At 44.3% G+C, this 14037-nt stretch carries 12 protein-coding genes; 10 read left to right on the forward strand and 2 right to left on the reverse strand.

From position 1 onward, the window contains the following. Nucleotides 1-93: 93 nt before the first annotated feature. From AC3CKG_RS05710 to AC3CKG_RS05720, 3 genes are all read left to right on the forward strand, one after another. A complete protein-coding gene (locus tag AC3CKG_RS05710) occupies nt 94-1188 on the forward strand; it encodes a NapC/NirT family cytochrome c (protein WP_229633944.1) in 1095 nt (364 codons plus the stop codon). Between the two features lie 16 nt (nt 1189-1204). Further along, nucleotides 1205-3658, forward strand: coding sequence for a molybdopterin guanine dinucleotide-containing S/N-oxide reductase (locus tag AC3CKG_RS05715; RefSeq protein WP_488528960.1), 2454 nt, complete (start codon nt 1205-1207; stop codon nt 3656-3658). Nucleotides 3659-3801: 143 nt separating this feature from the next. Next, on the forward strand, nt 3802-4014 hold the full coding sequence (locus AC3CKG_RS05720; RefSeq protein WP_372251438.1) for a TIGR02450 family Trp-rich protein: 213 nt from the start codon (nt 3802-3804) through the stop codon (nt 4012-4014). A 53-nt stretch (nt 4015-4067) separates the two neighbouring features. On the opposite strand, the gene AC3CKG_RS05725 is transcribed toward AC3CKG_RS05720, so the two are convergent. Further along, a complete protein-coding gene (locus AC3CKG_RS05725) occupies nt 4068-4805 on the reverse strand; it encodes an HAD-IIB family hydrolase (RefSeq protein WP_488528961.1) in 738 nt (245 codons plus the stop codon). Nucleotides 4806-5565: 760 nt separating this feature from the next. Between AC3CKG_RS05725 and proV the strand changes: the two genes are divergently transcribed. Genes proV through proX form a run of 3 tightly spaced genes read left to right on the forward strand, consistent with a single transcriptional unit; the run spans nt 5566 to nt 8851 of the window. Then, complete coding sequence (gene proV, locus AC3CKG_RS05730) at nt 5566-6753, forward strand: glycine betaine/L-proline ABC transporter ATP-binding protein ProV (RefSeq protein WP_065112212.1); 1188 nt, start codon at nt 5566-5568, stop codon at nt 6751-6753. A gap of 3 nt (nt 6754-6756) precedes the next feature. Next, nucleotides 6757-7851, forward strand: coding sequence for a glycine betaine/L-proline ABC transporter permease ProW (proW, locus tag AC3CKG_RS05735; RefSeq protein WP_017105706.1), 1095 nt, complete (start codon nt 6757-6759; stop codon nt 7849-7851). After that, nucleotides 7844-8851 carry a glycine betaine/L-proline ABC transporter substrate-binding protein ProX gene (proX, locus tag AC3CKG_RS05740; RefSeq protein WP_065103796.1) on the forward strand — a complete coding sequence of 336 codons (1008 nt, stop codon included), beginning with the start codon at nt 7844-7846 and terminating at the stop codon, nt 8849-8851. The genes proW and proX overlap by 8 nt, the downstream gene beginning before the upstream one ends. A 192-nt stretch (nt 8852-9043) precedes the next feature. Here the strand turns inward: proX and AC3CKG_RS05745 are convergent, their stop codons facing one another. After that, nucleotides 9044-9418 (reverse strand): YybH family protein, encoded by a 375-nt coding sequence (locus tag AC3CKG_RS05745; RefSeq protein WP_488528962.1) that lies wholly within the window; start codon nt 9416-9418, stop codon nt 9044-9046. Nucleotides 9419-9560: 142 nt separating this feature from the next. On the opposite strand from AC3CKG_RS05745, the gene AC3CKG_RS05750 reads away from it, so the two are divergent. The 4 genes from AC3CKG_RS05750 (at nt 9561) to AC3CKG_RS05765 (ending at nt 14020) form a co-directional block, all read left to right on the forward strand. After that, entirely contained in the window at nt 9561-10427 is an 867-nt protein-coding gene (locus AC3CKG_RS05750) for a LysR family transcriptional regulator (protein ID WP_102384148.1), read from the forward strand. Between the two features lie 189 nt (nt 10428-10616). Next, nucleotides 10617-11864 carry a PqiA/YebS family transporter subunit gene (locus AC3CKG_RS05755; protein ID WP_488528963.1) on the forward strand — a complete coding sequence of 416 codons (1248 nt, stop codon included), beginning with the start codon at nt 10617-10619 and terminating at the stop codon, nt 11862-11864. Nucleotides 11865-11888: 24 nt separating this feature from the next. Then, nucleotides 11889-13514, forward strand: a complete 1626-nt coding sequence (gene pqiB / locus AC3CKG_RS05760) for an intermembrane transport protein PqiB (protein WP_488528964.1) — start codon at nt 11889-11891, stop codon at nt 13512-13514. Continuing rightward, a complete protein-coding gene (locus tag AC3CKG_RS05765; protein WP_488528965.1) occupies nt 13514-14020 on the forward strand; it encodes a PqiC family protein in 507 nt (168 codons plus the stop codon). The genes pqiB and AC3CKG_RS05765 overlap by 1 nt, the downstream gene beginning before the upstream one ends. Nucleotides 14021-14037: the final 17 nt, after the last annotated feature.

Raw genomic sequence — 14037 nt, forward strand, 5'->3', positions numbered from 1 at the left:
AGATTGCGATTTATGATCCAAATCAACCTCGACTACCCCTAAAGTACTATTCTTATCGTAATTGTAAGCAATTGTTGAAGATGATTAAAAATTATGACAATAAAAAAACGTTATATCGCACTAATAGCAGCGGTTGGTATAGGCATTGGTTGGTTGACCTTAGGTGGAACAGCTGCGGTTATGCACTACACATCGAGCACTGAGTTTTGTGTGTCTTGCCACACTATGGAAACGCCACATAAAGAGTACCAAGGTTCTGTCCATTTCAGTAACGCAAAAGGCATTCGAGCAGAGTGTGCTGATTGCCATATTCCAACGGATCCGGTGGATTACGTGATCACCAAAGTGAGAGCGTCTAAAGACATCTACCACGAATTTATTTCAGGAAAGATCGACACACCTGATAAATACGAAGCGCACCGTGAAGAGATGGCTGAAACGGTATGGGCTCAATTCCGTGAAAACGACTCAGCGACATGTCGCTCTTGCCACGATTTCGATGCAATGGAAACATTCGAACAATCTCGTGATGCGGCGAAAATGCACGCTTATGGTAAAGAGAACAACCAAACATGTATCGACTGTCACAAGGGTGTAGCGCACTTTGCTCCTGAAGCTCAGTTAGACAGCAAAGCGTTTGATACCTTGATTGCATTTACTAAGAACACGGCAGCAGATGCAAAAGTTGTTTACCCAGTGACAGACATTGCAATGGGTGAGTTCGGTAGCGTAAACCCAACAGCTGAATTGCAAGTAATTAAAGCTGAAGGCGACAACCGCACTGTGACGTTGAATGCGTTCCAAATGAAAGGCGCAGAACAAGTGCTTTACTTCGGGGAAGGGCAACGTTCTATTGTTGCTAAATTGACAGAACAAGGGCAAGGCGCACTTAAAACGGGTGAATATGAAGCTGATGCTTATGGTAACGAATGGCGTTCAGTTGAATTGACGGGTGACATTACTTCTCCGGTTGTCGATAGCTTAGACCCAATTTGGTCTTATGCCGAAGAGTTAGACAATGTTTACTGTTCAACTTGTCACGCAAAAATTCCTGGTGAGCACTTCACTGTTAACGCTTGGGGACCGGTTGCTAAAGGTATGGGAGATCGTACAGATATCTCAGAGCAAAACCTTGAGCTACTGACTAAGTACTTCCAAAACCACGCGAAAGACGTTGTTGGCCACTAATAATAAGGAATAAAAAATGACAGATATTACACGTCGCGGATTTCTAAAAGGCACAAGTATGGCGGCTGGTGCAATGGCTTTTACGTCGTTTTCCCCAGTGTCCGTAGCTTCATCAGAGACGCGTGGTAAAGGTGTTCTTACGGCTGGTCGTATGGGACCGATGTTGTGTGAAGTGAAAGACGGCAAGTTAGTGTCTACAACGAATGCAGTAGCACAAACGGTTGCAAATAGCCTACAAACAACAGGCCCTGACCAAGTTCATACCAAAGCTCGCATTAAATACCCAATGGTGCGCAAGAGCTACTTAGATAATCCACTGGCGCCTAAAGCAGCTCGTGGTGATGACGAGTTTGTTCGAGTGTCTTGGGACGAAGCGTACAAATTGATACACGAACAACACATGCGTATTCGTGAAAACAATACACCAGATGCTATTTTTGCTGGGTCTTACGGATGGCGTTCTAGTGGTGTGCTTCATAAGGCGCAGACTTTACTTCAACGTTACATGGGTATGGCTGGTGGTTACTCTGGCCACATGGGTGATTACTCAACAGGTGCTGCGCAAGTTATCATGCCGCACGTTGTGGGCTCGATTGAAGTATACGAGCAACAAACAACACATCCAATGGTGCTAGAGCACAGTGATGTAGTCGTGCTTTGGGGTCTAAACCCAATGAACACTTTGAAGATTGCTTGGAGTTCAACAGACTGTTCAGGTCTTGAGTTTTTCCATCAATTGAAGAAGTCTGGCAAAACCGTGATTGCTATCGATCCAATGCGTTCTGAAACTATCGAGTTTTTTGGTGACAACGCAGAGTGGATTGCTCCGCACCCAATGACTGATGTTGCGATGTTGATGGGTATTGCCCATACACTGGTTAAAACAGATAAACACGATAAGTCATTTATTGAAAAATACACAACGGGCTACAACGTATTCGAAGATTACCTGATGGGTAAAGAAGACGGTGTGGTGAAAGATGCACAGTGGGCATCTAACGTGTGTGGTGTCTCTGTTAAGCAGATTGAATTACTTGCCGAGATCTTCAGTAGCAACCGCACGATGTTAATGGCAGGTTGGGGTATTCAGCGTCAACAATTTGGTGAGCAACGTCACTGGATGTTGGTGACACTCGCAGCGATGTTAGGTCAAATCGGTTTACCAGGTGGCGGTTTCGGATTCTCTTACCACTACTCAAATGGTGGTAACCCATCTCGTGACGCTGGCGTATTGCCTGCAATGTCCGCATCTTTAGGTGCTGTTGCGGGTAGTGATGAGCGTGGCTGGTCTGCAACAGGCAAGGTGATCAATTCGTTCCCTGTTGCTCGTATCGTTGAAGCCCTCGAAAATCCGGGCAAAGCGTACAAGCATAATGGTCATGACCGTGTGTTCCCTGACATCAAAATGATCTGGTGGGCGGGCGGTGGTAACTTCACTCATCACCAAGACACAAACCGTTTAATTAAAGCGTGGCAGAAGCCGGAACTGGTTGTTATTTCAGAGATTTACTGGACAGCAGCTGCTAAGCACGCGGATATTGTTCTGCCTATTACAACATCGTTTGAGCGCAACGATCTGACGATGACAGGTGATTACAGTAACCAACACTTAGTGCCAATGAAACAAGCCGTTGAACCTCAAGGCGAAGCGCGTAACGACTTTGACGTGTTTGCTGATATGGCTGAGCTACTTGCTCCTGGTGGACACAATGTGTACACCGAAGGCAAGACTGAAATGGAATGGTTGTATGGCTTTTATAAAGCAGCGCAACAAGGTGGCCGCGCTGCACGTGTTGCAATGCCAAACTTCAGCAAGTTCTGGGAAGATAATCAGCTGATCGAAATGAAGTGGAACGAGAAGAACGCACAGTTCGTTCGTTACGCTGATTTCCGTGATAACCCAATCATGAATCCATTGGGTACGCCAAGTGGTAAGATTGAAATCTTCTCGAAAACGATTGAAGCTTACCAATTAGAAGATTGCCCAGCGCATCCAACTTGGTTGGAACCAACAGAATACACCGGTAATGCTAAAGATGGAGAACTGCAACTGATGACAGCGCACGCCGCGCATCGTCTGCACAGTCAGTTCAACTACGCGAAGATCCGTGAAGAGTATGCGATCGCTGACCGTGAGCCGATTTCTATTCACCCTGAAGATGCAAAAGTTCGTGGCATCAAAACAGGTGATTTGGTTCGTGCACACAATGGGCGTGGACAAGTTTTGGTGGGTGCATTAGTGACGGATGGCATCAAGCAAGGCTCGGTATGTATCCATGAAGGTGGTTGGCCCGATTTAGATAAAGACTCAGGTCTATGTAAAAACGGCGGCTGTAACGTACTCACGTTGGATATTCCGACTTCTCGTTTGGCGAATGGCTGTGCTGCAAACTCTGCGCTTGTGAAGATTGAGAAATACACAGGTCCAGTATTAGAACTGACGGCATTTGACCCACCTAAAAACGGCTAATCTTTAACGAGAAATAGCTAATTGAACGAAGCCAGCCTAATCGCTGGCTTTTTTTATGATCCTTTTCTCGCGATAAAGACTATTACTCTGTGTCGGCTAGACAACCCATAATAATCAACGACATCACAGCGAGAGATAAGATCATGAATCGGATCAACCCAAAGAAGTTACTTCGTAGTAAATGGACAGCGGTTAGCCCAGTAAAGAAGGAGAAACACTTCATGATTACTGAGGTTGAATTCGAAGAAGGGGAGGTGATTCGTTGCTTAATAGAAGCGGTGATGACCAAACGAGAGGAAGCCATCAATTGGCGGGATTTGACCGACAAAGAACATTGGCTTCCTGGTTGGAAATAAAGATGCGAAGTTAGTATCTGAAGTAAGGACAATAAAGCCCAGAACTGCCAGTTTTAACTGCCAGAAACCGTGCGTAGTTGCCAGTACTTGAGCCCCTCTAACACACCCTCAGCGTGTGTTGCTCTGCTGGTATACACGTTGTCTCTATCCGATAGGTGAGCGACCTCAGGGTAATGATTAGCCACCAAGATCGAGTTTACGCCCTCTATGGTTAGCATAGAGGTGTCGTTAGCAGAATCACCCGCTACGCACACTTCATCAACGCTCAAATCATGTTGTTTGAGCAGGTGATGAATCGCAGTCGCTTTGTTGACACCCTTCGGTGTGATGTCCAAATACCAATCGTGAGAGTAGGTGAGGTGTACATCCAATCCGTGTGATTTCAAGCTCGATTCGATCAGCTCGTGTTGAGGCTTAGACAGTTTTCCTTCAAAGGTAATCTTGTAGTCGCCTTGATGGTTCTCTAAGCGTTCTCCCATGAAATCGAGTGGCGCAAGTGCTGACTCTACCTTTGATTTGTTCCACGACGCTTCTAATTGGTTATGCCAAACATGATCCGGCTTTTGGGAGTGGTCGTGGTGAATTCTGGTGCCCACATCGCTGATAATACTGTGTGGTTTCGGGTAGTTATCCGACGCCAATCCCACTCTAATAGAGGGTAGAGTTCTTCCCGTCGCAATGATAAATTGGATATCAGATTGCTCAGTTAAGTAGTCAAATAATTGATTAACTCCATGAGATGAACCTCCATCAAGCGTCCCATCAAAGTCACACACCAACATTTTTATCATTCGAGTGCCTTGTCCTTTTCTTTAATTATCGCGGAAAGTATCTCCATTTCTTCTATAAATAATGGCTCAGCAATGACTACTCTACAAGTTGTCTTTTGGCTTAGGTAATCGACATTCAAGAGTTTGCAGCAAGCGTCACAGTCGGCGTTATGTTCTGGATATTAAAGATAATTCTATCAATTTTAACCGTGCCTAATTGGGTTCTGTTTTACCGGTTGTTTCTACTTTTTTGCGGTGATTCTTTGCTCCTCTATTCGTTTGACTTATCACTTTGAATGCCTATTTTTCCTCGTTGATTTTGTGCAGACCCTTCGTGTTGTATAAGCAAAGGCTGCGGAGTATTTGACCCTCGCAAGAGAGCTAATCTCCAGTTTTGAGGTGACGCCAAAATCGTCGTTAATTAGTTTGTATTCGAATTATTTGTGCACGAACTATTTGTACGTATTCTTGGTCTATCCAGCCTATTAATTGTTCTAATGTGAAATAAATATTCAATAATCTATCAGTAAGTAATACATAATATCGTAGATGTTACTTGTGATTTAAATTCCTTTATTATCAGTGTTTTGCTTAGCTTTTGTTTGGTGTTTAATCTTGGTTCTGGTTGGTTTTTTACCGGTTCCGTTCTGTTTTTACAGAACGAGACCCCTTGATTTACAGGGTTTAATTGCTTAGAGTGCTAATCGTTTTTCGGGTTTAAATAACCATTTTAAAGTTTAAATAACTATTAGTTTAAATAACTAAGAAAGGATTAGATTACATGGATCCCATACTGGAAGTTAAGGGACTGTACAAGGTGTTTGGTGAAGACACCGACCGTGCTTTTACAATGATTAATGAAGGCGCGAACAAAGATAAAGTTTTCGAAGAAACAGGTTTAACGATCGGCGTTAACGATGTTTCTCTTAGCATTCAAGAAGGCGAGATTTTCGTAATAATGGGACTGTCAGGATCTGGCAAATCAACCCTAGTACGCCTTCTTAACCGCTTGATTGAACCTACCAAAGGTAATGTGCTTCTTCGAGGCAAAGACATTGCCCACATCTCAGAAGATGAACTCCGCGAAGTCCGTCGCAACAACATCTCTATGGTTTTCCAAAACTTCGCATTGATGCCTCACATGACAGTAATTGAAAACGCTGCGTTTGGTCTTGAGCTAGCGGGTGTTGAAGTCGATAAGCGAAAGCAGTCAGCATTTGAAGCGTTAGAGCGAGTAGGTCTTGGCGCGTATTCGGAATCTTACCCAGATGAGTTGTCTGGTGGTATGAAGCAGCGTGTAGGTTTGGCTCGTGCTCTAGCTTGCGACCCCGATATTCTGTTAATGGACGAAGCATTTTCTGCGCTCGATCCTTTGATTCGTACTGAAATGCAAGACGAGCTAATTCGACTTCAAAATGACGATAAACGAACGATTGTTTTCATCTCGCATGATTTGGATGAAGCGATGCGTATCGGTGATCGAATTGCGATTATGCAAAATGGCGAAGTGGTTCAAGTGGGTACTCCTGACGAGATCTTAAATAACCCAGCGAACGACTACGTTGAAGCTTTCTTCCGTGGCGTGAATGTAGCAAGTGTTCTTACTGTGAAAGACATTGCACGTAAGAAGCCTGCTGCGGTATTTAAGAAGTCAGAGCATGACGGCCCAGCGTCCGCCCTACAAATCTTGATGGATAATGACCGCGAATACGGCATCGTTGTTGAGAAGAGCAGTCACTACTCAGGCATTGTGTCTATCGAATCCCTTCGTAAAGCCCATAAAGAGAACAAATCATTAGTTAGCGCACAGCTAGATGATGGCTTAACTCTCAATCCAGATTTACCAATCAATGATGTACTCGGCCTTGTGGGTGGCGTGCCTTATTCCGTACCTGTTGTGGACGATAAGGGTAATTACTTCGGCGTTGTGACGAAATCACGACTGCTACAAACATTGGATAAGGGATAGATCATGTCGTCGGAACAAACAAATAATGACCCATGGTCGCAATCGGCTCCTGCAGCTCAACCTGCAAGTGATCCTTGGGGCCAAGCCGCAGATACTTCACCATCGGCAGATTGGCTAAGCAGCGAAACTGTAGAAACCATTCCTTTTGATCCACTTAATCCTTTTGCAGAAGCAGTTCTGCCTGTTGATACTTGGGTTGAGTCTGGATTGAATTGGCTAGTTGAACACGGACGCCCGTTATTTCAGGCAATACGTGTGCCTATCGATTTCATTTTGAGTTCATTTGAAACGGCATTGGTGTCTACACCAGCTCCGTTCATGTTGATCATCTTGTTTCTCGTCGCATGGCAGTTTTCAAATCTGAAGCTTGGTGTGGCTACTGCAGTCTCTTTGACGTTCATTGGTTTGATTGGCGCTTGGTCTGAAGCGATGACCACACTTTCACTGGTTATGACGTCGGTCTTCTTCTGCCTGTTGATTGGTTTACCCATGGGGATATGGCTCGCCCGCAGCAATACTGCGGCTAAATTTGTACGCCCAATTCTCGATGCCATGCAAACGACGCCAGCCTTTGTTTATCTCGTACCCATCGTAATGTTGTTTGGTATCGGTAACGTTCCGGGTGTCGTGGTAACCATCATATTCGCATTGCCGCCAGTGGTACGTTTAACCATCCTGGGTATTCAGCAGGTACCGGAAGATTTGATCGAAGCGGGTCATTCATTCGGTGCAAGCAAAAAGCAGATGCTATATCGAATTCAATTGCCATTAGCATTGCCAACCATCATGGCAGGCGTAAACCAAACACTAATGTTGTCGCTATCTATGGTGGTTATCGCATCAATGATCGCGGTAGGCGGTTTAGGTCAAATGGTACTGAGAGGTATCGGCCGTTTAGATATGGGGCTGGCCGCTGTTGGTGGTCTAGGCATTGTTATTTTGGCAATCCTACTTGACCGCATTACCCAAGTTCTCGGGGTAAATGCAGGTAATACAAAATTACGCTGGTATCACATGGGGCCTGTTTCCCTTGTGCTAAAAGCTTTAAATCGCGGTAAACAATCAGAACTACAACTAAGGAAAAACACCAATGAATAATTCATGGAAGAGCAAACTAGCCGTTAGCATCGTTTCGACACTGGCTGTATCAACGAACGTGTGGGCAGCAAGTTTGCCAGGTGAAGGTGTATCAGTTCAGCCTGTTCAATCTTCAGTTGCTGAAGAAACGTTCCAAACACTGATTGTTAACCGTGCTCTAGAAGAGCTTGGCTACGACGTGAAATCAACACAAGAAGTGGACTACAACGTAGCTTACACCTCAATTGCAAAAGGTGATGCAACGTTCCTAACCGTAGGTTGGTTCCCATTACACGCTGATAAATACAAAATGGCAGGTGGCGATGACAAATTCTACCGCGAAGGTCAGTATGTTAGTGGTGCCGCTCAAGGTTACCTAATTGATAAGAAAACGGCAGAAAAGTACAACATCACTAATATTGGTCAGTTAACCGATCCAAAAATTGCGAAGCTGTTTGATGCAGACGGTGATGGCAAAGCAGACCTAACAGGCTGTAACCCAGGTTGGGGCTGTGAAATGGTTATCGAACACCAACTATCGGCATTCAAACTGGACGATACGGTAACTCATAATCAAGGTAACTATGCGGCGATCATTGCCGACACAATTTCACGTTACCAGAAAGGTGAATCAATCCTTTACTACACGTGGACACCTTACTGGGTGAGTGGCGTATTGGTGCCTAACGAAGACGTAGTATGGCTAGAAGTTCCGTTCTCTTCACTACCTGGTGAGCGTGCGAATGTTGATACTACTTTGTCTAATGGTAAAAACTACGGCTTCGAAATGAACTCAATGCGCATTATTGCTAACAAAGAGTTTGCCAAGAACAACCCGTCAGCAGCGAAGCTTTTCGAAATCATCAAACTTAACATCAATGATGTAAGTGCTCAGAACATGATGATGAGCAAAGGTAAAAACAGCTCTGCGGATATCGAAGCACACGTTAACGGTTGGATTAAAGCGAACCAAAATACGTTTGATGCTTGGATTGCAGAAGCAAAGCAAGCTTCACTATAACGGTCACTCACACTTGGTCTAGCTAGCCTAACACTTTAATTGGATACTATGAGTGTGTTTAGTGATTGTGTAGATCTACTAAGTTGCTTTCAAATGAAGTGATAAGACGACAAGAGTGAACATTAAAAAAGCCAGCAGTCCATTTGGATTGCTGGCTTTTTGTTTTCTGTTTCTATTCTTGAGCTTCTAGCTCTAGCGTTCGCCTTGAACTTCAAAATCGTCACTTACTAGACGAGCGCAGCCATCGGCTTCTAAAGCCCAGTGTTCACGATGCACAACACCAAACGCTTTGTTCATTGTCCAGCTGGCCGTCAGAATATAGCCGCCTTCTGGGTGTTCTTCCCACTTAACATCAGTGTAGTCGACGTCTTTGAAGCCTTGGTCGATGATGTTTTGCCAAAATGCTTGAATCGCTTCACGACCTTCAAAGGTACCAAATGGACGAGCTTCCATCACACACGTTTCAGTGTACTGATCTGCACAACCTTTTGCATCTTGGCTGTTGAATGCTTTCTGCCATGTGTTAATGCCTTGCTTACATGCTTCTAATACTTGGTTGTTTAACATTGCTTTTCTCCATAGCAGTCTTCTTTCAAACACTGCGTCTTTGATTTGGGTGTCTCGATAAGTTGGATTAAGTTTAGTCTTGGAAATTAAATTGAAAAACAGAGATAATAGAAAATACTGTATGTAAAAAGAGAACAATGGAATGAGTAAGCTAAAGCAGATGTCGATTTTCGCTCACATCGTAGAGCAGGGTTCAGTATCAGCTGCGGCTGAAAAGCTTGAGTTGTCTAAGTCCGTCGTCAGTCAGCACCTCAAAATTCTGGAACAAGAGCTAGGGGCTTCACTTCTCAAGCGCACAACACGCAGACAAACTCTGACTAGTATGGGTGAACGTTTTTATTTGAGTTGCAAAGACATTAACGTGATTGCTGACTCGGCTTGGGATATGGCCAAAGCTGAGCTAGAAGAGCCACAAGGTCGAATTCGAATTACTGCTCCGAATGCGTTGATGGATTTATTGGTCGCGCCTGTTGTTGCAGACTTGATGAAGCAATACCCGAAGTTAAAACCAGAGCTGATCAGCGATGATCAGCACTTAGATTTCATGGAGCACGATATTGATCTCGCAGTACGAGTGGGCAGTTCTCGTGACAGTAACCTAAAGCAGAAACGCTTGGGCGAGTTTAAAGACGTGTTGTGTGGCGTCGAAGGCATGCGAGATAGAGAGCTTGAATCTATCCCTTATATCGCTAACTCATGGCAAGGAAAACAAGTGACTCATCACTTTAGTTCTCAAAGCGAACAAGACTTTGTCTACCAACAGCAAGCCAGTTGTACCACTAACTCATTTCACAGCTGCCTTGCCTTAATCAAATCAGGCGTTGGCATTGGTGTGATTCCAGACTTCTACCTTCATCAGCTATCCGATGAGGTGGTCGACATCATGCCAAGTTTTCAATTACCCACTAACACCGTTTATGCGTTGAACCCATTTGCTTCGAACACACCTATCGCCATTAAACTTTGTATTCAAGCGTTGGAAGAGAAGTTGAAACAGAGTTTTGTTTAATTGGTGTGAGGCTTTCATCTGAATACCCCGACTACTCTAAAGGGATGGCTAAGCAGTCATCTCCTTTCTATCTCTCATTTCTACCCTATCGTGTTCGTTTAATTGTGTAGATATTGGCGAAAAATCAAACCCTTACTTATAGTTAATCTTAGTGTCTAGTTGCTTATCAAATGCTAAGAGGTTTAATTATTGTCTGATCTTTGTACCAAATCATGCATCGAGTGTGGGTTAGTCAGCCAGTTCCACGAATTAGCTCCGGGAAGTGAGGCATCGTGCCCTCGCTGTAAACATACTTTATGCAGTATTGGAGCAAGTAAAGGGCAGGGTGTGATGGCTTACGCATCGGCCAGTTTAATTACGCTGGTGATGAGCCTGATCTTCCCTTATATGTCTTTTAGTGTGCAAGGTATCAGTCAACAAATAACCTTGTATCAAGCCGTCGAAATGATGAACCGCCTCGATAATACTTCGATTGCCGCGCTATTGTTTCTCGCGGTTATTTTCCTTCCTGCTTATTTTCTTATTAGTGTTATCTGGTTTTATGCATTAACAGAAAGGAAATCAAAACACGCTTACGAGCCGAGCCGTTTGGCTATCTTTGTATTAAAAACATTGAGTTGGGTGAAACCGTGGTTGATGGTGGATGTATTTTTGATTGGTGTTCTCGTCAGTTTAATTAAAATTTCCGCTCTAGCCGATGTCTCTATGGGCATCTCTTTTTGGGCATTTGCTATCTACGCCATGTTAGTGGTTAAGACAATGTCATTAGTCGATTTTGATTGGATTTGGGATAAGTTAATACCACTCAAAGCTTTGAATAGCGACACCGCTGGTGGCCTTTTTCAACAGCATGATCATTTGGTCTGTCATGTTTGCGGGCAAGTCCACCTATATGATGACAACTTAACTCAATGTTCTCGTTGTCATGTTCATCTGCATCGATTTAATCCAACCAAAAACCTTCAGATAGTATGGGCTCTACTGTTCACAGCCATCATTTTCTATATCCCAGCAAATCTATACCCAATGATGTATACGTCTGCGTTCGGAACGAGTGAAGGTTCAACCATCATCGAGGGGGTGATCATATTGTGGAATATGGGCTCATACCCTGTCGCTATGGTCATTCTTCTTGCGAGTGTGTTTATTCCAATGGCCAAAATGGTCGCCTTAGCTTATTTGTATTGGAACGCCAAAAGGGTTGAAGGGCTTCCACCGCATGAGGCAAATCGTTTCCTCAAAATATACCGTGTCACTGAGTTCATTGGCCGTTGGTCGATGATAGATATTTTCGTTGTCGCTATCTTGGTCGCGTTGGTTCAACTCGACGGGGTCATGGCTATTTACCCGGGGCCAGCAGCGTTGTCTTTCGCGTCGGTAGTCATCTTTACCATGTTGTCAGCGATGATTTTCGATTCTCGAATTATATGGAAGTAATCTCCCCTAAGAGGTGTGGGAAATATGGATAGACAAAACGTTTCAGATGCAGAAGTAGCCAAAAAAAGTGAGATTTCACCCGTTTGGATTGTGCCGATTATCGCGGTATTGGTTGGGTGCTGGATGTTGTTTCAGTACTTCAATAATCGTGGGCCGGAGATAACGTTGATCTTACCGGATGCCTCGGGCATTGAAGCGGGAAAAACAGCGATTAAGTCTAAAAATGTCCACGTGGGAACCATCACCGATGTAGCGCTAAGTGAAAACTATGAATACATCATAGCGAAAGCTCAGATAGACAAGAAAGCCACCCGCATGATTAATACAGAAACTCAATTCTGGGTGGTTGAGCCCCATGTCGGTACCGATGGTATTAGTGGGTTAGAGACCATTTTATCCGGGTCATACATCGAGTTGAAGCCGGGTAAATCGAGAGAGTCTCAATCGAAGTTTGATGTGCTAGAAACGCCTCCGGTGGCAGGGCCAGATACCAAAGGTATACGAGTGGTGGTTTCACACAACAAGGCGAATCAACTCAATGTTGGTGAGCCTGTATTACACCATGGTTTTGTTGTTGGCCGTGTTGAAAAAACGAGTTTCGATTATCAAAAGAAAGAGGGCAAATACCAATTGTTTATTTTTGCTCCTTACGATGGATTGATTTTCGAAAAGACTCAGTTTTGGTTATCTTCCGGAATTGATGTGAAGTTTGGTGCGAATGGCTTAGACGTCAACTTCGCATCGATAGAAAGTATATTGACTGGCGGTGTGAGCTTTGATGTCGCAGAGAGCATTAAACCGGGGTTACAGATCAAAGAAAACCTACACGAGTATACGCTTTACGATAACTACGATGCGGTATTGCAAGGCAAATACACCACTTCAATTGACTACGTATTGTTGTTTGAAGAGTCGGTTCGAGGTTTAAGGAAAGGTGCACCAGTCGAGTATCGTGGTGTCCGGATTGGTACGGTGGATACGGTGCCGCTACAGATTAGTATGGATAAAGATGGCAAGGTGTCGAATCGTATTCCAATCCTAATTAAGCTCGAAATCGAGCGTGTTTCCGAAGTGTTTAAAGGATTGAACGCGGATAGCTTTGCTAAACGAGTCGTTCTTCAAATGGGAGAGGGGCTCAGGGCGACGTTGAAAACAGGTAACTTGCTCACGGGCGCGTTGTTTGTCGATATTAATTTTTATGAAGATGAAGCTCCGTACGAGCCGACAGAATTTGATGGCTATCCTGTATTCCCCGTCGTGCCAGGTGGTTTCACCGAGATTCAGAAGCAGATCACCGATTTTCTAACCAAGATTAACGAGCTTCCGCTGGATGCGACTGTTACTAACTTAAATGGCTCGCTTGCCTCTTTAGACACCACCTTGAAGAGTATGGATGAATTACTCGATAGCGAGGGCGCAAAAGCATTACCTCAAGATCTCAGTGAAACCATGAAGCAACTAGAGGCGACATTAGAAAGTTACGATGATGATTCTGACGCTTACAAGCAATTGATCAGTGCATCTGAAGAGTTAGAACATGTGCTTAAAGAGCTTCGCTCATTGATCAAAATATTGAATGATAAACCGAATGCGTTGGTGTTTGGCAGCGATGTGGAAGAAGACCCGATTCCAGTTAAGGGAGTGGAGTAATGAGAAAGCTATTTATATCACTGGTTATGTCGGTCGGACTCTTGGGATGTGCGACTCCTACTGATGGCACTAACTCCTATCTCTTGCCTGAAAGTACGCTGGATAAGCCCATCTTTAAGGTAAAAACAAGGGTAGAACTGCCTGATTACCTCGACACGATAGGAATAGCTTATCGTAAGTCTGAAAATGAATTGGTGTCTGCCCGTAAACATGTTTGGGCCGAGAACCTTGAAGGGTTGCTCGAAGAGAGGGTCAACAGTTCCAATGCGAAGGAAGCGGTAGACAAAGAGTTGACGATTACCTTTGAGCAGTTCAATGGTTCTTATACCGGTAATGCTGAAGTGAAAGGAACTTGGGTGTTAATGGGGGAAGATGATACTGAAATCTCACGAAGCACCTTCGACATCAAGGTTCCCTTAAAAGCGGATGGCTATGAAGCGTTGGTCCAAGCCTTGGGTGAGGGTCTTGATGAAGCGCTACTCTATATCCAAACTGAGGTACGTTAACGAGGGATTCTGTTTTC

The organism is Vibrio sp. QJM3NY_15, assembly GCF_057785995.1.